This is a genomic window from Methylopila turkensis (assembly GCF_027922325.1).
GTDB lineage: Bacteria > Pseudomonadota > Alphaproteobacteria > Rhizobiales > Methylopilaceae > Methylopila > Methylopila turkensis.
In genome coordinates this window covers 157,361-177,429 of record NZ_BSFL01000001.1, presented here as the reverse complement: position 1 = coordinate 177,429, position 20,069 = coordinate 157,361, and the positions used below count along the sequence as shown (strand labels likewise).

17 protein-coding genes are annotated in these 20,069 nt (G+C 68.3%); 7 read left to right on the top strand and 10 right to left on the bottom strand.

The window, feature by feature from the left end; genetic code table 11:
* Window positions 1-657: a fructose-6-phosphate aldolase gene (gene fsa, locus PKE78_RS00760; protein ID WP_271198931.1), complete on the bottom strand. Its 657-nt coding sequence runs from the start codon at window positions 655-657 to the stop codon at window positions 1-3.
* 211 nt (window positions 658-868) lie between these two features.
* Here fsa and PKE78_RS00755 point away from each other — a divergent pair, with 211 nt between their 5' ends.
* From PKE78_RS00755 to PKE78_RS00725, 7 genes are all read left to right on the top strand, one after another.
* On the top strand, window positions 869-3,043 hold the full coding sequence (locus PKE78_RS00755) for a primosomal protein N' (RefSeq protein ID WP_271198930.1): 2,175 nt from the start codon (window positions 869-871) through the stop codon (window positions 3,041-3,043).
* Between the two features lie 318 nt (window positions 3,044-3,361).
* Window positions 3,362-3,922 carry a F0F1 ATP synthase subunit delta gene (locus tag PKE78_RS00750; protein ID WP_271198929.1) on the top strand — a complete coding sequence of 187 codons (561 nt, stop codon included), beginning with the start codon at window positions 3,362-3,364 and terminating at the stop codon, window positions 3,920-3,922.
* Window positions 3,922-5,451 (top strand): F0F1 ATP synthase subunit alpha, encoded by a 1,530-nt coding sequence (gene atpA / locus PKE78_RS00745; RefSeq protein ID WP_271198928.1) that lies wholly within the window; start codon window positions 3,922-3,924, stop codon window positions 5,449-5,451. Before PKE78_RS00750 ends, atpA begins: the two co-directional genes overlap by 1 nt.
* 30 nt (window positions 5,452-5,481) lie before the next feature.
* Window positions 5,482-6,366: a F0F1 ATP synthase subunit gamma gene (locus PKE78_RS00740; protein ID WP_271198927.1), complete on the top strand. Its 885-nt coding sequence runs from the start codon at window positions 5,482-5,484 to the stop codon at window positions 6,364-6,366.
* Window positions 6,367-6,391: 25 nt separating this feature from the next.
* Window positions 6,392-7,807, top strand: a complete 1,416-nt coding sequence (atpD, locus tag PKE78_RS00735; RefSeq protein WP_271198926.1) for a F0F1 ATP synthase subunit beta — start codon at window positions 6,392-6,394, stop codon at window positions 7,805-7,807.
* Between the two features lie 100 nt (window positions 7,808-7,907).
* Window positions 7,908-8,156, top strand: coding sequence for a hypothetical protein (locus PKE78_RS00730; protein WP_271198925.1), 249 nt, complete (start codon window positions 7,908-7,910; stop codon window positions 8,154-8,156).
* 28 nt (window positions 8,157-8,184) lie between these two features.
* Window positions 8,185-8,586: a F0F1 ATP synthase subunit epsilon gene (locus PKE78_RS00725; protein WP_271198924.1), complete on the top strand. Its 402-nt coding sequence runs from the start codon at window positions 8,185-8,187 to the stop codon at window positions 8,584-8,586.
* A 56-nt stretch (window positions 8,587-8,642) separates the two neighbouring features.
* Here the strand turns inward: PKE78_RS00725 and PKE78_RS00720 are convergent, their stop codons facing one another.
* From PKE78_RS00720 to glnT, 9 genes are all read right to left on the bottom strand, one after another.
* The gene (locus tag PKE78_RS00720) at window positions 8,643-10,079 is read right to left on the bottom strand and encodes a pyridoxal phosphate-dependent decarboxylase family protein (protein ID WP_271198923.1); all 1,437 of its coding nucleotides are present in this window, start codon (window positions 10,077-10,079) and stop codon (window positions 8,643-8,645) included.
* Window positions 10,080-10,101: 22 nt separating this feature from the next.
* A complete protein-coding gene (locus PKE78_RS00715) occupies window positions 10,102-11,436 on the bottom strand; it encodes a hemolysin family protein (protein ID WP_271198922.1) in 1,335 nt (444 codons plus the stop codon).
* A gap of 206 nt (window positions 11,437-11,642) precedes the next feature.
* A complete protein-coding gene (locus PKE78_RS00710) occupies window positions 11,643-12,482 on the bottom strand; it encodes a TorF family putative porin (protein ID WP_271198921.1) in 840 nt (279 codons plus the stop codon).
* Window positions 12,483-12,638: 156 nt separating this feature from the next.
* Window positions 12,639-13,772, bottom strand: a complete 1,134-nt coding sequence (locus PKE78_RS00705) for an aminomethyl transferase family protein (protein ID WP_271198920.1) — start codon at window positions 13,770-13,772, stop codon at window positions 12,639-12,641.
* A gap of 124 nt (window positions 13,773-13,896) precedes the next feature.
* Window positions 13,897-14,937 (bottom strand): heme-dependent oxidative N-demethylase family protein, encoded by a 1,041-nt coding sequence (locus PKE78_RS00700; RefSeq protein ID WP_271198919.1) that lies wholly within the window; start codon window positions 14,935-14,937, stop codon window positions 13,897-13,899.
* 151 nt (window positions 14,938-15,088) lie between these two features.
* Complete coding sequence (locus tag PKE78_RS00695; RefSeq protein WP_271198918.1) at window positions 15,089-16,051, bottom strand: PDR/VanB family oxidoreductase; 963 nt, start codon at window positions 16,049-16,051, stop codon at window positions 15,089-15,091.
* Window positions 16,048-16,650, bottom strand: coding sequence for a dimethylamine monooxygenase subunit DmmA family protein (locus tag PKE78_RS00690; RefSeq protein WP_271198917.1), 603 nt, complete (start codon window positions 16,648-16,650; stop codon window positions 16,048-16,050). Before PKE78_RS00690 ends, PKE78_RS00695 begins: the two co-directional genes overlap by 4 nt.
* Window positions 16,651-16,717: 67 nt before the next feature.
* On the bottom strand, window positions 16,718-18,340 hold the full coding sequence (locus tag PKE78_RS00685; protein ID WP_271198916.1) for a trimethylamine N-oxide permease: 1,623 nt from the start codon (window positions 18,338-18,340) through the stop codon (window positions 16,718-16,720).
* 400 nt (window positions 18,341-18,740) lie between these two features.
* Window positions 18,741-20,033, bottom strand: a complete 1,293-nt coding sequence (gene glnT / locus PKE78_RS00680; RefSeq protein ID WP_271198915.1) for a type III glutamate--ammonia ligase — start codon at window positions 20,031-20,033, stop codon at window positions 18,741-18,743.
* Window positions 20,034-20,069 lie beyond the last annotated feature (36 nt).

Genomic DNA, 20,069 nt, shown 5'->3' with positions numbered 1-20,069 from the left:
TCACTCGATGGTCTGGCCGGTCTGCTTCCAGTCCGCCACGAACTGCTCCAGCCCCTTGTCGGTCAGCGGGTGCTTCACGAGGCCCTTGATGACCGCCGGCGGAATGGTGGCGACGTCCGCGCCGGCCATGGCGGCGAGCTTCACGTGATTGCCGTTGCGGAGCGAGGCCGCAAGGATCTCGGTGCCGAGCTCCGGGAAGTTGTCGTAGATCGTGCGGATCTCCTGGATGAGCTCCATACCGTCGAGGCCAATGTCGTCGAGCCGGCCGACGAAGGGCGAGATGAAGGTCGCGCCGGCCTTCGCCGCCAGCAACGCCTGCGCCGCGCTGAAGCACAGCGTGACGTTGACCATCGTGCCCTCGTCGCTCAGCGTCTTGCAGGCGCGCAGGCCGTCCCAGGTGAGCGGGACCTTCACCGTGACGTTCTCGGCGATCTCCGCGAGAATGCGGCCCTCGCGCATCATGCCCTCGTAATCGGTCGAGGCCACCTCGGCGGAGACCGGGCCGTCCACCACTTTGCAGATGTCGGCGATGATCTCCTTGAACGGGCGGTTCGCCTTCAGCACCAGCGAAGGATTGGTGGTGACGCCGTCGAGCAGGCCGGTGGCGGCGAGATCGCGGATTTCGTTGATGTCCGCGGTGTCGACGAAGAACTTCATTGTGAAAACCCTCTGGCGAATAAGGCGCGCCGGGCGCGGCGCGAAACTGTCGTTCCTCAAGTGGAGCAGCCGGCGGGGAGACGCAAGACGCAACCGAGGGAGACGCCTGCGCGTATCGCGCATGCGGGGGAGGGCGCGGCTTGACCTCCGCGGGTCTAAGCGCCGAAGAGGCGGGGGCTGACCCGTAACGCTCCGTGAGATCTCTTCCGCGATGTCGCCGCCTTCCGCCGTCGAGGTGCTGCTGCCGGTCGCTCTCGACCGCGCGCTGACTTACGCCGTGCCGGAGGGGCTCGTCGTCGCGCCGGGCGACGTGGTGCTGGCCCCGCTCGGCAACCGGATCGAGATCGGCGTGGTGTGGGACGGCGCGCCCGCGGCGTTCGATCCCGCCCGGCTGAAGCGCCTGCAGGGCGTGGTCGCGGCCGCGCCGATGCGCGAGCCGATGCGCCGCTTCGTGGACTGGATCGCGGACTACACCGTCAGCCCCCGCGGCCAGGTGCTGCGGATGGCGCTCCGGGGGTTAGGCGTCGACGCGCCGGCAGCCGCTCCGAAGATGGGCGTGCGCGCGGCCGGCCGCCCTCCGGCCCGTCCGACGCCGGCGCGTCTGCGCGTGCTCGACGTCGCGGCCGACGGCGCTCCCCGCGCGAAGTCCGCCCTGGCGGAGGAGGCGGGCGTCTCAGTCAGCGTGATCGATGGCCTGCTCGCCGACGGCGCGCTGGTCGCGGCCGAGCTGCCGCCTCCGCCCTCAGCCCCGCGGCCGGACCCGTATCGCCCCGGGCCGAAGCTCTCGACGGGACAGGCGTCGGCGGCCGAGGCGCTCGCGGCGCTGACGCTTGCGCGCCGGTTCCACGTCGCCCTGCTCGACGGCGTCACCGGCTCCGGCAAGACCGAGGTCTATCTCGAAGCCGTGGCCGCGGCGCTGAAGGCCGGCCGCCAGGCGCTCGTGATGGCGCCGGAGATCGCGCTGACGGGCGCCTTCATGGACCGCTTCAGCGCGCGTTTCGGCGTGCGCCCGGCGGTGTGGCACGCGAGCGTCGGCGAGAAGGCGCGCGGCGCGATCCGCCGCGGAGTCGCGAGCGGGGAGATTCCCGCCGTGGTGGCGGCGCGCTCCGGGCTGTTCCTGCCGTTCGCGGATCTCGGCCTGATCGTCGTCGACGAGGAGCACGACGCCGCCTACAAGCAGGAGGACGGCGTCCTCTACAACGCGCGCGACATGGCGGTGCTGCGCGGGCGGTTCGAGCAGGCGCCGGTGATTCTGGCCTCCGCCACCCCCTCGCTCGAAAGCCGCGTGAACGCCGAGCGTGGGCGCTACGCCCGCCTGGCGCTGCCGGACCGATTCGGCGGCCGGACCCTGCCGGACGTGTCCGCGATCGACATGCGCTCCGCCGGTCCAGACCGCGGCGACTGGCTGAGTCCCAGGCTGGTCCATGCGATGGCGGAGACGCTCCGGGCCGGCGACCAGGCGCTGCTGTTCCTCAACCGCCGGGGCTACGCGCCGCTGACGCTGTGCCGCAAATGCGGCCACCGCCTGAAATGCCCGAACTGTTCGGCCTGGATGGTGGAGCACCGCTTCCGCGCGCGGCTCGTCTGCCACCATTGCGGCCACACCGGACCGACGCCGGACTCCTGTCCGTCCTGCGGCGCCTCGGATTCGCTGGTCGCCTGCGGGCCGGGGGTGGAGCGCATCCGCGACGAGGCGGTCGCCCGATTCCCCGGCGCCCGCGTCAGCGTGTTGTCGAGCGACGTCGTCGGCGGACCGGAGGCGCTGCGCGCGGAGCTCGACGCGATCGAGCGGGGCGAGGTCGACATCGTCGTCGGCACCCAGATGGTCACGAAGGGGCACAACTTTCCCAAGCTCACGCTGGTCGGAATCGTCGACGCCGACTTCGCGCTCGGCGCGGCAGACCCGCGCGCGGCGGAGCGCACCTTCCAGACGCTGGAGCAGGTGGCGGGGCGCGCCGGCCGCGGCGAGCGGCCGGGGAGGGCGCTGCTCCAGACGCACGAGCCGGAACATCCCGTCATTCGCGCGCTGGTCGCCGGCGACCGCGAAGGCTTCTACGCGCTGGAGACCAAGGCGCGGAAGGCGGCCCGCATGCCGCCGTTCGGCCGGCTCGCCGCCCTGATCGTCTCCGCGCCGACCCGGGAAGAGGCGGACGCTCACGCCCGCGCGCTGGCGCGCGCCGCGCCGAAGGCCGACGGCCTGAGGGTGCTGGGCCCCGCCGAGGCGCCGCTCGCCATGGTGCGGGGGCGTCACCGTATGCGCCTGCTCGTCCAGGCCGACCGCGCCGCGGACGTGCCCGCCTATGTGCGGAGCTGGCTCGGAGCGGCCCCGAGGCCGAAAGGGCAGGTCCGGGTCGCCGTGGACATCGATCCCCAGAGCTTCGTTTGATGCGCCGGCCGCGCCAACCTCTCGGACGCGTGACCGGCGGTGTGACATCGTGTCGACTCCGAGACTTATGCTTAAGGCGCGAGCGGGCTCGCCAAGCTTCTCGCCAAGATTTTGAAATAAAACGACTTTCCACGCGTCGCCACATGGGCGCCACGATGTTGCGCGGTCAGTGCAGCCGTGTTAGTCAACCGCCGTTTCGCGGGGTCAACGCCTCGCGAACGTGTCGTGTCGAGCCGAGAAAAACATCGGCTTTTCCGGGAGGTACGGAGCGTCCGCTCCGGTTTCAGCCCTAGGCTCCAACCAGCGAGAGAACGCTCGGTGGCAGGTAAAGACACCATCGTGTCCGGAATGGCGGGGCGCTACGCGTCCGCCTTGTTTGACCTTGCCCAGGAGGCGGGCCAGATCGACGCTGTGGCGTCCGATCTGAAGACGGTGAGCGCGCTGCTCGACGAGAGCGAGGATCTGCGCCGCCTCGTCCGCAGCCCGGTGTTCTCCGCCGAGGAGCAGGAGAAGGCGATCGCCGCGGTGCTGGAGCGGGCCGGCGTCGGCGGCGTGGTCGCCAACTTCGTCCGGCTCGTGGCGCGCAACCGCCGCCTGTTCGCCATCGAGGCGATGATCAAGGGCTTCCACGCCCTCGCCGCCGCCGCCCGTGGCGCCGTCACCGCCGAAGTCACCGTGGCCGAGCCGCTGAGCGACTCGCGCCGGGCTTCGCTGTCGGAGGCGCTCGCGGCCGTGACCGGCAAGACGGTCGATTTCGACGTCAAGGTCGACCCCAAAATTCTCGGCGGTCTGATCGTGCGGCTTGGCAGCCGCATGGTCGACGCGTCGCTCAAGACCAAGCTCAACGCCATTAAACTCGCCATGAAAGAGGTCGGCTGATGGACATTCGCGCCGCCGAAATCACCGCGATCCTGAAGGATCAGATCCAGAACTTCGGCCAGGAAGCTGAAGTTTCCGAGGTGGGCCAGGTTCTCTCCATCGGCGACGGCATCGCCCGCGTCTACGGCCTCGACAACGTCCAGTACGGCGAGATGGTCGAGTTCCCGGGCGGCGTCCGCGGCATGGCCCTCAACCTCGAGAACGACAGCGTCGGCGTGGTCGTGTTCGGCTCCGACCGCGGCATCTCCGAGGGCGACACCGTCAAGCGCACCGGCGCGATCGTGGACGTGCCGGTCGGCAAGGGCCTGCTCGGCCGCGTGGTCGATGCGCTCGGCAACCCGATCGACGGCAAGGGCCCGATCGTTTCCGAGCAGCGCTCCCGCGTGGACGTGAAGGCGCCGGGCATCATCCCGCGCAAGTCCGTGCACGAGCCGATGCAGACCGGCATCAAGTCGATCGACGCGCTCATCCCAGTCGGCCGCGGCCAGCGCGAGCTGATCATCGGCGACCGCCAGACCGGCAAGACCGCGATCGCGCTCGACACCATCCTGAACCAGAAGCCGATCAACGCCTCGGGCGACGAGAAGCAGAAGCTCTACTGCGTCTATGTCGCAGTCGGCCAGAAGCGCTCCACCGTCGCGCAGTTCGTGAAGGTGCTCGAGGAGCAGGGCGCTCTCGAGTACTCGATCATCATCGCGGCGACCGCCTCCGACCCGGCCCCGATGCAGTTCCTGGCCCCCTTCGCCGGCTGCGCCATGGGCGAGTACTTCCGCGACAACGGCATGCACGCGCTGATCGTCTATGACGATCTGTCCAAGCAGGCCGTGGCCTACCGCCAGATGTCGCTGCTGCTGCGTCGTCCGCCCGGCCGCGAGGCCTACCCGGGCGACGTGTTCTACCTGCACTCCCGCCTGCTCGAGCGCGCCGCGAAGCTCAACGACGACAACGGCTCCGGCTCGCTGACCGCGCTCCCCGTGATCGAGACCCAGGCGAACGACGTGTCGGCCTACATTCCGACCAACGTCATCTCGATCACCGACGGCCAGATCTTCCTCGAGTCCGACCTGTTCTACCAGGGCGTGCGCCCGGCGGTGAACGTCGGCATCTCGGTGTCGCGCGTCGGCTCGTCGGCCCAGATCAAGGCGATGAAGCAGGTCGCCGGCAAGATCAAAGGCGAGCTCGCCCAGTACCGCGAGATGGCGGCCTTCGCGCAGTTCGGCTCCGACCTCGACGCCTCGACCCAGCGCCTGCTGAACCGCGGCGCGCGCCTGACCGAGCTCCTGAAGCAGCCGCAGTTCTCGCCGCTGCGCGTGGAGCAGCAGGTGGTGGTGATCTACGCCGGCACCAACGGCTATCTGGACAAGCTCCCGATCGACAAGGTGCGCGGCTTCGAGACCGGCGTGCTCGAGCTGTTCGAGGGCAAGCACAAGGACATCCTCGAGACGATCCGCACCTCCAGGGAGCTTTCCAAGGAGACGACCGAGAAGCTGAAGAGCGCGCTCGACGCGTTCGCGGCCTCCTACTCGTAAGCGGATCGCCAGAGGAGTCCGGGCCACGTCATGGCGAGCCTAAAGGATCTAAGAAACCGCATCGCTTCCGTTAAGGCGACGCAGAAGATCACCAAGGCCATGCAGATGGTCGCGGCGGCCAAGCTCCGCCGCGCCCAGAGCGCGGCCGAGGCGGCGCGCCCCTATGCCGAGCGCATGGAGCGTGTGCTCGCCAACCTCGGCGAAAGCCTCAAGAACTCTCCCGAGGCCCCGCTGCTGCTGTCGGGCACCGGCTCGGACAAGCGGCACCTGTTCGTGGTGGCGACCGCCGAGCGCGGTCTCTGCGGCGGCTTCAACGGCTCGATCGTCCGTCTGGCCCGTCTCAAGGCCGAGAAGCTGCTGGCCGAAGGCAAAGAGGTTCAGTTCCTCACCATCGGCAAGAAGGGCGCGGAGCTGCTCCGCCGCAACTATGGCGGGCTGATCCGCGAGCGGATCGAGTTCCCGGCGAACAAGGCTCCGTCCTTCGCGTCCGCGGATGAGATCGCGAAGAAGGTGCTGGAGCTTTACCAGGCCGGCGAGTTCGACGTCGCGACGCTGTTTTATTCGCAGTTCCGCTCGGTGATCAGCCAGATCCCGACCGCGCAGCAGATCGTTCCCGCCGAAATCCCGGCGAGCGACGAGGCCGTCGCGGTGGCCGGCGGCGCGATCTACGAGTACGAGCCGTCCGAAGAGGAAATCCTCGAGGAGCTGCTCCCGAAGAACGTCGCGATCCAGATCTTCAAGGGTCTCCTCGAGAACGCCGCCTCGGAGCAGGGCGCCCGGATGTCCGCCATGGACTCGGCCACCCGCAACGCCGGCGAGATGATCAAGAAGCTGACGCTGAACTACAACCGGACCCGCCAGGCGCAGATCACGAAGGAGCTGATCGAGATCATCTCCGGCGCTGAAGCGCTCTGAAGAATTTCCGACGAGGATTGACACCATGACCGCTCAAGTCGGCCGCATCACCCAGGTCATCGGCGCCGTCGTCGACGTCCGCTTCGACGGCCATCTGCCTGAAATCCTGAACGCGCTCGAGACCAAGAACAACGACGCCCGTCTCGTGCTCGAAGTCGCCCAGCATCTCGGCGAGTCGACGGTCCGCACCATCGCGATGGACTCGACCGAAGGTCTCGTCCGTGGGCAGCAGGTGACCGACACCGGCGAGCCGATCGCGGTTCCCGTCGGCGCCGGCACGCTCGGCCGCATCCTGAACGTCATCGGCGAGCCGATCGACGAGGCCGGACCGGTCGCCAACGAGGGCACCCGCCCGATCCACGCGCCGGCTCCGTCCTACGCCGAGCAGTCGACCGAGACCGAGATCCTCGTCACCGGCATCAAGGTCGTCGACCTGCTTGCGCCTTATTCTAAGGGCGGCAAGGTCGGCCTGTTCGGCGGCGCGGGCGTCGGCAAGACCGTGCTGATCCAGGAGCTGATCAACAACGTCGCGAAGGCCCACGGCGGCTACTCGGTGTTCGCCGGCGTCGGCGAGCGCACCCGCGAGGGCAACGACCTCTACCACGAGTTCATCGAGTCCGGCGTGAACAAGCAGGGCGGCGGCGAGGGCTCCAAGTGCGCCCTGGTGTTCGGCCAGATGAACGAGCCGCCCGGCGCCCGCGCCCGCGTCGCGCTCTCGGGGCTGACCATCGCGGAGCACTTCCGCGACCAGGGCCAGGACGTGCTGTTCTTCGTCGACAACATCTTCCGCTTCACGCAGGCGGGCTCGGAAGTGTCGGCGCTGCTCGGCCGCATCCCCTCGGCGGTGGGCTATCAGCCGACGCTCGCCACCGACATGGGCGCGCTGCAGGAGCGCATCACCACTACCACCAAGGGCTCGATCACGTCCGTTCAGGCGATCTACGTGCCGGCGGACGACCTGACCGACCCGGCCCCGGCCGCCTCCTTCGCCCATCTCGACGCCACGACGGTGCTGAACCGCTCGATCGCCGAGAAGGGCATTTACCCGGCGGTGGACCCGCTCGACTCGACCTCGCGCATCCTGTCGGCTCTGGTCATCGGCGAGGAGCACTACAACACCGCCCGTCGCGTCCAGGAGACGCTGCAGCGCTACAAGTCGCTGCAAGACATCATCGCGATCCTGGGCATGGACGAGCTCTCGGAAGAGGATAAGCTGACGGTCTCGCGCGCCCGCAAGATCGAGCGCTTCCTCAGCCAGCCGTTCCACGTCGCCGAAGTGTTCACCGGATTCCCCGGCAAGTTCGTCGAGCTCGCGGACACCATCAAGGGCTTCAAGGGCCTGGTCGAAGGAAAGTACGACGACCTGCCCGAGGCCGCCTTCTACATGGTCGGCACGATCGAGGAAGCGGTCGAAAAGGCCAAGAAGCTCGCCGAGGGCTGATCCCCACAGGCTTCTCCCTTCGCCGGCCTGCCCGGCGAAGGGGCGGGCCCTATATCGCGCAATGCGGCCCCAAGGGCCGGCTTAGGCGAGGTAGGGTTCCATGAACGGCAAGGTTGTGTTTCTTCTGATCGGTCTCGTGGTCGGCGGTCTCGCCGGCTGGCTCACCCGGCCGCAGGCGGCGGAAGTGAGCTTCCTCGGCCTCAAGGTCGAGGTGCAGGGCGATCAGGCGGCCGCGCCCGACGACCGGACGCTGACGTCCGGTCAGGCGCAGCATGTGGGCGTGAGCGCCGTGATCGGCGCGCTGCTCGGTTTCGGCATAGGCTTCGTCGCCGACCGCCGCCGCGGGTGACCGCCGAAAGGTTTGAGAGAACGGAACGATGGACAGCTTCCCCTTCGAACTGGTGTCGCCGGAAAAGCTCCTCATCTCCGAGGAGGTGCAGCATGTGGTGGTGCCGGGCGTCGAGGGCGAGTTCGGCGTGCTGGCCCATCACGCGCCGTTCATGTCGGTGCTGAAGCCGGGCGTGGTGAAGGTCTACAAGACCGAGGGCGGCGAGCCGCAGAAGCTGTTCGTCCGCGGCGGCTTCGCGGACGTCAACCCGAAGGGGCTGACGATCCTCGCCGACGACGCGATCCCGCTGGAGCAGCTCGACGTCTCGCACATCGACGACCTGATCAAGGACGCCCAGGAGGATGTCGCCGAGGCGACCTCCGACGAGGCGGCGCTGAAGGCGCAGCTTCGCCTGTCGCACCTGCTGCAGGTCAAGGCGGTCGAAGGCTGACGGCCGAAAGCTTCACACGCTGGAACTGACGAAAGCCGGGCTCGCCCCGGCTTTTTTCATGGGCGGAGCGCGGCGAGCTCCTGACGCGCGCAGGCGTCGAGCCGCCGCACCGTCTCCTCGATGTCGGCGATCGTGGTTTCGGGGTGGATCGCGCAGATGCGGAGCGCGACGCGGCCGCCGATCCGGGTGGCTCCCACGGCGGCGTAGCCCTCGGCCAGAATCCGTCGCGCCGCCGCCTCGGTGACGGCGTCCGCCGCCGCGTCGTCCAGCCCCTCCGGAGCGTAGCGGAAGGTCACGATGGCGCACTGCGCCGTCGTCGCGACCACCCAGTCCGGCGTCGCGCGCAGGGCGTGCTCGGCCGCCTCCGCGAGACGGAAGCCATGGCCGATCGCGGCGGCGACCGCGTCGAGCCCCATGACCCGCAGCGTCATCCAGAGCTTCAGCGCCCGCGCCGGCCGCGTCAGCTCGGGGCCGAGATCCCAGAAGTTGGTCGCGCCGTCGTCCGGCGTGGCGTCGCGTAGGTAGTCCGGACCGGCGCTGAAGCTGTCGAACAGGCGCGCGCGGTCGCGCACAAGCACGAGGCCGCAGCCATAGGTCTGGAACAGCCATTTGTGGGCGTCCCAGGACAGGCTGTCCGCGCGCTCGAGCCCCGCGAGCAATGCGCGATGCTCGGGGCAAAGCGCGATCGACGCGCCATAGGCGCCGTCCACATGCAGCCACAGCCGCTCCGCGGCGCAGACGTCGGCGATGTCGTGCAGCGGGTCGATCGCGCCGCAGTTTGTCGAGCCCGCCGTCGCGACTACGGCGAACGGCTTCAGGCCCGCCCGCCGGTCGGCCGCGATCATGCCGGCGAGCGCGCCGGCGTCCATGCGCAGGTCCGCGTCGACCGGCGCGCGCCGGATGCGCGAGGCCGCGACGCCGATGATCCGCAGCGCCTTGGCGACGGAGGAATGGGTCTCGGAGGAGATGTAGGCGGCGCCGAGATGGCGGTCGTCGTCGCCGAGCGCGGCGTCGCGCGCGGCGACCAGCGCGGTGAGGTTGGCCATGGAGCCGCCGGAGACGAACAGCCCGCCGGCCGTATCCGGCAGGCCGGCGGCGTCCGCGAACCAGCGCACGAGAGCCGCCTCGACGGCCGCCGGGCCCTCGGCCTGCGGCCAGGCGCCGGCATGCGGGTTCGCGATCGCGGTCAAGGCCTCGCCGATCCAGGAGGCCGGCGACACCGGGCTCGGGATGAAGGCGAAGAAGCGCGGATGGTCGGTGCGGGCCCGCTGGTCGAGCAGGGCGACGAGGTCGGCGGCAACCTCGCCGAGCGGCTGTCCCGTGGCGGGCAGGCCGCCGCCGGCGAGCCGCGCGATCAGACCCTGCGACCTCTCCCGCTGGACGGGTTCGTCCGACCGCCCGGCCGCCCGCCGCCGCATTTCGCTCGCGACGAGGGCCAGAGCCTCGTCGAGCGCCGCGGGCGACAGCACCGGACGCTCAGGCCGGTCGAACACGGCGCTTCGCGGATCGTCGGGCTCAGACGCCGACGCCGGCGGGCGACGAGCCCGCCTCGGCGTCGCCGCGCGGCCTGAACATCAGCTTGTCCACGCGCGGGCCGTCCATGTCGATGACTTCGATGATCCAGCCGCCGATCTCGACGGTGTCGCCCTCGACCGGGATGCGGCCGAGTTCGGCGATCACCAGACCGGCCGCGGTGTGGAACTCGCCCTGATCCTCGGCCGGTATGGTGAAGGCGAAGGTGTCGGTGACCGCGTCGAGCGGCGCCCGGCCGTCGACCATGTAGCTGCCGTCCTCGCGGCGGCGGATGTCCTGGTCCTCGGCGGTCTCGTGCTCCTCCGGCAGGACGCCGGCGATCGCGCCGAGCACGTCGTGCGAGGTGACGATGCCTTCGAAGCCGCCGAACTCGTCGACCACGAACGCGGTCGAGGACGGCTGGCTCTTGAACAGCTCGAGCAGGCTGAGCGCCGAGGCGCCTTCCGGCACGTAGAGCGGATCCCGGATCGCCGAGGCCACCTCGAACGTCGCGCCGGAGATCAGCGTCGAAAGCACGTCCTTCTTGTGCAGGATGCCGACGGGATCGTCGATCGAGCCGTCCTTGCCGACGACGACGCGGGAGAACGGGCTTTCCGCAAGCTCGGTCTTGATGGTCTCGAGATCGTCGGTGATGTCGACCCAGAACACGTCGCGGCGGGGCGTCATGATCGAGCGCACCGGCCGGTCGGCGAGGCCGAGCACGCCTTCGATCATCTTGCGCTCGACAGGCTCGATCGAGCCCGCCGCGACGCCTTCGGCGATCACGCTGCGGACCTCCTCCTCGGTGACGTTGCTGCCGTCCTGCTCCTTGATGCGCAGCAGCCTGAGGATCAGCGTCGAGGACGCGCCCAGAACGACGACGAAGGGCTTTCCGACGATGGCGAGCAGAGAGAGCGGGCCGGACACAAACGAGGCGATCGCCTCCGGGTCGGCGAGCGCGATCCGCTTCGGCACGAGCTCGCCCAGGATCAGCGAGAGGTAGCCGATGCCGAAGACCACGACGCCGCTCGCGACCGGGCGGGCGTAGTCGTCGAGCGGCGTCGTGGCCGCGAGCAGTTGCGCGAGCGGTTCGGCGAGCGCCGCCTCGCCGACCACGCCGGTCAGGATCGCGATCAGCGTGATGCCGATCTGGACCGAGGACAGGAAGCTGCCGGGGTCGTCGGAGAGCACGATCGCCCGCGCGGCGCCCTTGCTGCCGCCGTCGGCGAGCATCTTGAGGCGGGGGCGCCGCGACGACACGATCGCGAGCTCGGACATGGCGAAGAAGCCGTTCAGGAGGACGAGTCCCACGAGAACGGCGATTTCGAAGATGGGCATGAAGCTTCCGGAGGGAGGTGGAAGGCGCGCCGCGCGCGCTTTTCGCGATCACTATAGGGCCAAACCGCACGTCCGTCATGACGGCTGCGTCATCGACGCCCTCGCGGCCTGGCGACACCGAACGTCGGCGTCGTTCACGCAGCGAAAACCCCGCGCCTTGCGGCGCGGGGTTCAAGCAGTTCGGCGGTTTGGCCGGACGTTCGGACTTACTTCAGCTTGCTGAAGGCGGTGTCGAACGAAAGGCTGAGCATGTAGCGGTCGCCGCAGACCCAGCGGGCGCCGTTGTTGACGGCGCACTCGGTCTTCGACAGGTCGCTGTCGGAGTAGCGGAACTCGACGGTCGCGGCCTTGTAGGTGGCGCCGATGCCGACGTTCCAGGTCAGGTAGTCCTCGAGCTGGACGCGGCCGTACTTGGCGGAGGTCTTGCCGATCCACTGCTTGCCGAGCTCGCCCGACACGTAGAAGGAGGTGTCCTGCAGGACGTCGACCGGGATGTTGACCTTGGCGATCGCGGACAGGTAGGTCGCGTCAGCGCCCGTGTTCACGAAGTCGCTGGTCCAGTAGACGTTACCGGTGATCGAGCCGAGGTCGCCGAACGCGTAGCTCGGCTTGGCGTAGATCTCCCAGTAGTCGAGCTCGAAGCGGCTCGGGCCGTCCTCGCCCGGGTAGTAGTAGTACAGGCCGCCGACGTCGATCGTGAAGGCGTCCCAGGTGTGGCGGATGCCGGCGTAGAGGTCGACCTCGGAAGCCGGGTCGGTGGCGAAGCCGTTGACGCTCGACGCCCAGATGCCGGCGTAGACCCAGTTGTAGGCCTGCAGCTCGGCGTAGCCCTGAACCGCCGGATCGCCCTTGCTCTGCGTCACGCCACGGAACACGTAATCGGTCGTGAACTTCACGCCGAAGGCGACGTCGATCGGCGAAGGAGCCGCCTCAATGATGGCGGCCTCAGGCGCAGCCAGGTCCGCCGCGGACGCGACGCCAGCCGCCGACACGATGGCCGCGGCGGAAACCAGCGTCCCGAATGCAAACCCCGTTGCTTTAATCATCTCTTAATTCCCCGAATCCCGTGAAACGTCAGGCGGTTGCTAGTCAAAATCACGGAATGACCCTGTTAAGTCTAGCCTGATTTTTGTGCGGCGCACCCGTTGTCGAGGTTAGATGCTTTTTCGCAACAGTTTTGCGTCGCGCTTGTTGTTTAGCGCTCAGCGCTCGTCCAGCGGATGCGTTCGCAGCCGGTGCGGATCGTAAAACGGCGTCCGCACCACATGAGCGGAAAATGTTCCGGCCGCGGATTGCACCTCAAGCGGCGTCCCGATCGCTTTCAACGCCGGCTCAACATGCGCGAGCGCGATCGACTTCATGAGATGACGGCTGTAGGTCGTGCTGTTCACGAGCCCCACATCTTTGCCGTCTTTGTAGATTTTGGCGCCGGGTTCGATCGCCTCATGGGCGTCGATCTCGATTCCGACCTGCGCCACGCGCTCCTTGCCCTTTTTTGAGGCAAGTGCGGCTTTTCCGTGAAAGTCGGGCTTGCCCATGTCCACCGTCCAGTCGGCGCCGACCTCCCAAGGGGTCGTGTCGCCCTGCGGCATGTCGAAGGGAAAGAACAGCAGCGCGCCCTCGACGCGGACGATGTCGAGGCAGGACCACGAGGCGGGAACCGCGCCGTAGGGCTTGCCGGCCTCGAGGATGGCGTCCCACAGGAACGGGGCGTCCTCGGCCGTGCAGAACACCTCGTAGCCGCGTTCCGCCGAGTAGCCGCCGCGGGCGAGCGAGACCGGCTTGCCGAACAGTTCCGTGCGGGCGTGCTCGAAGTATTTCAGCGTCTTGAGATCGAACGGCGTATGCGGCGCAAGAATATCGAGCGCGAGCGGCCCCTGCAGAGACAGGATATGCACGTCGTCGTCCTTGGCCCAGGTCGCGTCCGCGCCCTGGAAGAAGCCGTCGATCACGTCCTCGAGGCCGCCGCCGCCATGGCTGAGGCGGAACGCGGTCGGGCCGTCGCGATAGACCAGCACGTCGTCGATCAGCGCGCCGTTCTCGTCGACGATGTTGGAGATGGCGGACTGGCCGGGCGTCAGCTTGTCCACGTCCGACGTCAGCATGAGGTTCAAGACCTTCACGACCTCGGGGCCCGACACGTCGATCATGCGCAGGCCCGACACGTCGAACAGGCCGGCCTTCGAGCGGACGATCGTCGTCTCCTCGTAGGGGTCGGTGGCGTAGTTCTGCGGGATCGGCATGCCGTTCCAGTCGCTGTCGAGCGGCGAACCCAGCGCCCGATGCTTGGCGAACAGGGCGTTCTTGCGCGGAAAGTCTTCGGCGGTGGTGGCCATCGTGGCGTTCCTTCCAGGGACGAGGTTGGGCGTGTGGCGATGGGGCTCGAACGGCCCTTTGGGCGCCGGACGCGAGCGTCCGGCGCGGGAGGCGAAGGGGATCAAGGAGGCGCGGCGCCGGCCTTCAGTCCGGGAAGAAGCCCGGCGAGGTCGGGGCGCCGTCGTCGTGTCGCGACAGCCAGTCCACGGTCATGCCGTGGTAGCGCGACAGGCCCTTGTATTCGACGAGTTCGGGCTTGAGGCCGCGCAGCACGCGGTGGAGCCGCCGTCCCCATTTCGGGACCGTGACCAGCTCCTCCATCTTGATCATGTAGGCGCGGATCGAGAACACGATGGCGTTGGAGCGCGGCAGCCGCCACAGCGCCTGAAGCTCCACGCGCAGATGCACCTTGTCGCCCACGTTCTCGGGCGTCACCGTCGTCCGGTCCTTGCCCCACTTGTGGTAGTTCTCCGGGCTGGTGTCGAGCCGCGGATTGATGGTCATGGTCCAGTTCAGCCGGCGCACGGGGCGGCCCTGCTGCAGGTTGAGCAGGAACTTCAGCGCCCGCTCGAACACGCCGAGATCATGCGCGAGCGGCACCGGCGCGTGCCATTCCATGAAGTTCATGCCGATGTCGAAATCGAGCGACCAGTCCGCCTGAGTCGTGACGATGCCGGAATCCATCCAGAGATTGTCGAGCCGCTGGTCGAGCAGGCAGAAGTCGCCCTGGCACTGGCGGGTGACGTACTCCATCGGGGGGTAGGGCAGGGTCGAGACGTCGCCGAAGGTGAAGCTCTGATCGATGCCGAGCGGGCGGTTGACCCAGCGCCAGCGGTCGCCGTCCTTCGTCAAGGTGAAGTGCTCGGGATAGTTCTTCGCCATCGACTCCATCAGGAGCTCGAGCAGGTCCCATTCCGCGGTGATCATGTGCGGCAGGGACTGGCAGCGCAGCGGGTCTTCCTTCAGGACCAGCGCCCGATCCTGCATCTCGGCGACGTAATGCTCGTCGATGTCGATCGGGAACTCGAACGCCGACTTCGCCGGCCCCGGCATGTGCTGCTCGATGTTGACCGCGTACATGTACTCGTCCCTGTCGAACGGGAACGGAAAGCGGCGGATCGCCTCCGGGCTGTTCGAGAAGGTGAAGTCGTCGCGGAAGGTTTCCTGCTTGAACTGGATCGTCATCGGACCGCTCCGGCGTTCGAAGGATTGGGCGAGAAACAAGGACCGTCATGCCCGGGCTCGACCCGGGCATCCACCTTCAGGCGCGCGTCCGCGCGCGGATGGATCCTCGGGTCAAGCCCGAGGATGACGATCGGGGCGTCCGTCCGCGCGCTCACAGGTCCAGCACCAGTTCGCGGCCCTTGAGGCGCGAGACGCAGAGCATGATCTTGGAGCCCGAGGCCTTGTCGGCGTCGGTCAGGTAATGGTCGTTGTGGACGAGCTCGCCGTCCGCCTCGACGACGGTCGCCTCGCACTGGCCGCAGGCGCCGCCCCGGCACAGGAACGGCGCGTCGACGCCGGCTGCCTCCAGCGCCTCCAGCAGGCTCTGGTCGCCGCGCACCTCGCAGGTGATGCCGGCCTTCGCGAGCCTGACCGAGAACGGCTCGCCGGTCGGCGGCGCCTGGAAGCGCTCGGAGTGCAGGTTCTCCTCGGGCCAGCCGGCCTCCCGGGCGCCCTCGAGGACCGCCTCGATCATGCCCTCCGGGCCGCAGACGTAGAGATGCGTGCCGAGCGGCTGGTTCGGCAGGATCGCGTCCACCGCCAGAATCTCCTGACAGTCGTCGCGGTAGAGCTTGAGCTTGTCGCCGTGGCGGGCGCGCAACTCGTCGACGAAGGCGCCGCTCGCGGCGTTGCGCATGGCGTAGTGGATCTCGTAGTGCGCATCGGTGCGCCTCAGCTCCTCGGCCATGGCGAAGATCGGCGTGATTCCGATGCCGCCCGCGATCAGCAGGTGCTTGCGGCCGGCATGCGCCAGCGGGAACAGGTTCACCGGCATGGTGATCCGGAGTTCGGTCCCGACCGTGACCTCGTCATGCATGAAGGCGGAGCCGCCGCGCGACTGCGCGACGCGCAGCACGCCGATGCGATAGCTGGAGCCGTCCGCGGCGCGGTCGATCAGCGAATAGGCGTTGCGGATGACGCGGTCGCGCGCCGGCATAAGCGTCACCACATGCGCGCCGGCCGAGAACGGCGGCAGCGGCGCGCCGTCGATCGGGGCCAGCCGGAAGCGCCGGACGGTCGGGGTCGCCTGCTCGATCTCGACGACGCGGACGGGAATTTCGACGCCGCCGCTCACAGGTAGAGCTCCTCGCGCGCCGGCAACTCGCCGGGAGCCTCGGCGTCGACGCAGACGCCCTGGAAGGCGCCGAGCCGGCGGGAGAAGTGGTCGCGCACGAACAGGTTCAGCCCGCAATGGGAGCAGACGAAGGGGGTTGCGGTCACGTTCTCGGTCATCCCCTTGCAATGGACGCACTGGACGCGCCGCGCGAGCGAGCCGCGGTGCTCGGCGCGGACGGATTGTGGATCGACGCCATGGGTTTGCGCCGAAGCGATCACCTTTCCGATGAAGCCCTCGACGCCGGCGACATAGATGCGGGTTCCCATGGTCGCGGTCTGCAGGATGACCCCCAGACGGGTCAGCAGCGTCGGCTGCGTCGGCATGAGGTGAAGGCCGTCGAAGTCGAGCGCCGAGAGCTTCGCGCCGTGCTCTTGTGCCGCCGAGCCGCCGGGCGTGTAGAGCAGGGTGGCGCGGGCGACCGCGTCGGGCTGGTCCGCGAAGACGTCGAGCACGGCGAGCGCGCCTTCGCCCTCGGCGGCGATGAGGTGGCGGCGGGCTTTCCCGTCGAGGGACAGGCCCGGATAGATGGGTCTGCTCTTGATCGTGGCGGCTGGCATCAGGCGGAACTCTCCGGCGTTCGAAGGAAGCCCCGCCGGCGCGGCTTAGGCGCCGGCGGGAGGAGCGTCAGAACTGGAACACGGCGTTGGCGATCAGCACCACCGCGACGCCGGCCGCGAGCGTGAGATAAGGCAGCGCGCCGGCCTTCTTCGGCATGGCTCCGCCGGCGTCGCCGATCTGGAGATCCTCCAGCATCTGCGCCGGGAACTTGCCCTTGTCCTGCACGTAGTGCCGGAAGAAGAACACCGGGATGATGAGCGCCGCGGTGATCAGCCCGGCCCAGAGCGCGTTCGGGTTCCAGACCTTCGCGCCCGCACCCATGAAGACGGCGTTGACGAAGGCGAACACGGCGCCGAGCGCGATGATGAAGGTCGGCGCCTTGTAGGGCCGCGGGATGTGGCCGCTGTCGATGCGGTGGATCCAGCCCGCGTTCAGGTTCAGGAAGTTGAAGATGATGTAGCCGCAGTTCGACACCGCGAGGATGAAGAAGAACGACGTCGCGTCGGCGCAGGCGATCGCGAGCAGGACCAGATTGACGCCGAGGTCGGTCCACATGGCGTTGGTCGGCGCGCCGTGGTGGTTGACGTAGGATAGGTACTTCGGCAGCCAGCCGTCGACCGAGCCCTGGTAGAGCGTGCGCGACGAGCCCGCCATCGCGGTCATCAGGCACAGCATCAGCGCGAGGATCATGAGCATGACCAGCGCGTTCTCGATGATCGGGCCGCCGCCGACCATGTGCGCGAGCGCCGCCGCCACGCCGGAGCCGTCGACGATCGGGGTTTCGAGCATGCCGGCGAGGCCGAGCTCGCTCTGGAAGGTGAAGGGCACGATCACGAAGATCGCGATGCAGAGCAGCCCCGAGAAGAAGATCGCCTTGAACGTGTCGCGGGCGGGATCCTTGAACTCGCTCGTGTAGCAGATCGCGGTCTCGAAGCCGTAGGTCGACCAGGCGGCGATGAACATGCCGCCGAGCACCAGCGTCCAGCCGGGGATGTTCCACGCGCCGGGCTCGGGCTTGTAGGCTTCCGCGAGCGGCACGAACGGCTGGAAGTTCGACCAGTTCACGCCGTGCTGCAGCAGCGGCGCGACGCCGACGATGACGAGCGGCACGATCACCAGAACGCCGACGACCTTCTGCACCCGGGCGGTGCCGAGGATGCCGCGGTGCTGGACCGCGAAGGTGCCGAGCATCAGCGCCGCGCCGATGAAGAAGGCGGAGTTCAGCGAGAACGACACCGGCCCGAGCGAGCCGGAGAAGAGCGTGAAGGTGCGGATCGCGGAGGTCGCGTCCGGCGCGATCGCGGTCAGGATGTAGCCGGCCGCGATCGAGCAGCCGAGCGACAGCACCGGCGACCAGGCGAACCAGTTGCACCACACCGAGAGCGGCGCGATCGGCTTGGCGTAGCGCACCCAGGCGGCCGCGCCATAGATCGAGGCGCCGCCGGACTTGTTGGGGAACAGACCTGCGATCTCGGCGTAAACGAAAGACTGCAGGAAGCCCATCATCATGGACGCCGCCCAGATGGCGAAGGCGGGCGTGCCGGTGGTGCCGGCGATGCCGCCAATCGAGAACAGGACCAGCGGCGGCACGCCGCTCGCGACCCAGAAGGCGCCTGTCCACGAGATGCTTCGTTTTAGCTGATGCGAGCCGTCGGCCGAGGCCGCGGTATCCGTGAGAGCGATCGTCATCGTTGTTCCCCGTTCCAGAAACCGCGCGGCCGGTCGGCCGGGCGTTCAGGCGCGCTCCGTGCCGGCCGTCGCCGGGGACGAGCCCGGAGCGGCGTTTGGTTCTGTGTTGGAGCGGGCCGATGAGGTCGCGCGCTGGAGCCCGGAGCTCAGCGCTCCGGCCTCCGACGTCCTGCGTTCGGCAGGGGTGACTGCGGGCATCGAGGGTCCCCATCCGTCGTTGCGGACGACCTTCGCGCGACGTCGCGCGACCTCCGGACCGATCATGCAGGTCCTGAAATTGAAGTCAAAACTTTTTCTCATGAAGAAACAAATAGGCCCCGCACAGCGAGCCGGCGGGGCCAATCCACATCCTTCGCTGACAAATCCGGAGCGCCTTGCGCGCCCCGACGCCGCCTCCCGCTCAGCAGTCGAGCGTGTTGTCGCGCTCCCATTGGGTCAGGTGGCGCGTGTAGTTGTTCCACTCCTGGTTCTTGAGCTTGGCGTAGGCCGTGACGAACTCCTCGCCGAACATCGTCCTTGTGGCGGGCGAGGACTCGAACGCGCGGATCGCGTCGAGCAGATTGAGCGGCAGCTTCTTGCAGTCCGTGACCGTGTGGCCGTCCGTGTACATGTTGATGTCGAGACGCTTGCCGGGATCGCGCTTGTTCTCGACGCCGTCGAGGCCGGCGGCGAGGATGGCGGCCTGAAGCAGGTAGGGGTTGGCCGCGCCGTCGCCGAGACGGAACTCGAACCGGCCCGCGTCCGGGATCCGGATCATGTGGGTGCGGTTGTTGCCCGTGTAGGTGATCGAGTTCGGGGCCCAGGTCGCGCCGGAGGTCGTCCGGGGCGCGTTGATGCGCTTGTAGGAGTTCACGGTCGGGTTGGTCAGCGCGCAGATCGCGTCGGTGTTGTGCATCAGGCCGCCGATGAAGTGGTAGCCGAGCTCGCTGACGCCGAGCTCCCCGTTGGGGTCTGCGAACAGGTTCTTACCCCCGTCCCACAGCGACACGTGGGCGTGGCAGCCCGAGCCGGTGAGGTTCAAGAACGGCTTGGGCATGAAGGTGGCGCGCAGGCCATGCTTCTCGGCGATCGACTTCGCCATGAACTTGTAGAACGCGTGCTGGTCGGCGGTCTGCAGCGCCGGGCCGTAGTTCCAGTTCATCTCGAACTGGCCGTTCGCGTCCTCGTGGTCGTTCTGGTAGGGGCCCCAGCCGAGCTGGATCATCGCGTCGCAGATTTCGGTGATCACGTCGTAGCGCCGCATCAGGGCCTGCTGGTCGTAGCAGGGCTTTTCGGCGGTGTCGGACGGGTCCGAGATCTGGGTGCCGTCGGCGTTCACCAGGAACATCTCGGGCTCGATGCCCGATTTCATCTGGTGGCCGGACCGGGCGATCAGGCGCTTGAGCAGGTTGCGCGGCGCCTGCTCGACCTCCTTGCCGTCCATCCAGAGGTCGGCCGCGAGCCAGCCCACCTCCGGCTTCCACGGCAGCTGGATCAGGCTGTCCGGGTCGGGCTTCGCGAAGAGGTCGGAATCCGACGGGCTCATGTCGAGCCAGGTGGCGAAGCCGGCGAAACCGGCGCCCGCCTTCTGCATGTCGCCGATCGCGGCGGCGGGAACCAGTTTGGCGCGCTGCGCGCCGAACAGGTCCGTGTAGGAAATGAGGAAGTATTTGATGCCGCGATCTCGCGCGGCCTCCGAAAGATCAATCGCCACTGAAGTCCCCTCGATCGCCCCTTTTGGGGTCTAACC

Excerpts from the sequence above, each read along its gene's own strand:
- PKE78_RS00710 (WP_271198921.1), bottom strand. The coding sequence starts at position 12,482 with ATGATTAAAGCAACGGGGTTTGCATTCGGGACGCTGGTTTCCGCCGCG.
- atpD (WP_271198926.1), top strand. The coding sequence starts at position 6,392 with ATGACCGCTCAAGTCGGCCGCATCACCCAGGTCATCGGCGCCGTCGTC.
- PKE78_RS00730 (WP_271198925.1), top strand. The coding sequence starts at position 7,908 with ATGAACGGCAAGGTTGTGTTTCTTCTGATCGGTCTCGTGGTCGGCGGT.
- PKE78_RS00715 (WP_271198922.1), bottom strand. The coding sequence starts at position 11,436 with ATGCCCATCTTCGAAATCGCCGTTCTCGTGGGACTCGTCCTCCTGAAC.
- PKE78_RS00705 (WP_271198920.1), bottom strand. The coding sequence starts at position 13,772 with ATGGCCACCACCGCCGAAGACTTTCCGCGCAAGAACGCCCTGTTCGCC.
- PKE78_RS00725 (WP_271198924.1), top strand. The coding sequence starts at position 8,185 with ATGGACAGCTTCCCCTTCGAACTGGTGTCGCCGGAAAAGCTCCTCATC.
- PKE78_RS00685 (WP_271198916.1), bottom strand. The coding sequence starts at position 18,340 with ATGACGATCGCTCTCACGGATACCGCGGCCTCGGCCGACGGCTCGCAT.
- PKE78_RS00740 (WP_271198927.1), top strand. The coding sequence starts at position 5,482 with ATGGCGAGCCTAAAGGATCTAAGAAACCGCATCGCTTCCGTTAAGGCG.
- PKE78_RS00700 (WP_271198919.1), bottom strand. The coding sequence starts at position 14,937 with ATGACGATCCAGTTCAAGCAGGAAACCTTCCGCGACGACTTCACCTTC.
- PKE78_RS00690 (WP_271198917.1), bottom strand. The coding sequence starts at position 16,650 with ATGCCAGCCGCCACGATCAAGAGCAGACCCATCTATCCGGGCCTGTCC.
- fsa (WP_271198931.1), bottom strand. The coding sequence starts at position 657 with ATGAAGTTCTTCGTCGACACCGCGGACATCAACGAAATCCGCGATCTC.
- atpA (WP_271198928.1), top strand. The coding sequence starts at position 3,922 with ATGGACATTCGCGCCGCCGAAATCACCGCGATCCTGAAGGATCAGATC.
- PKE78_RS00755 (WP_271198930.1), top strand. The coding sequence starts at position 869 with ATGTCGCCGCCTTCCGCCGTCGAGGTGCTGCTGCCGGTCGCTCTCGAC.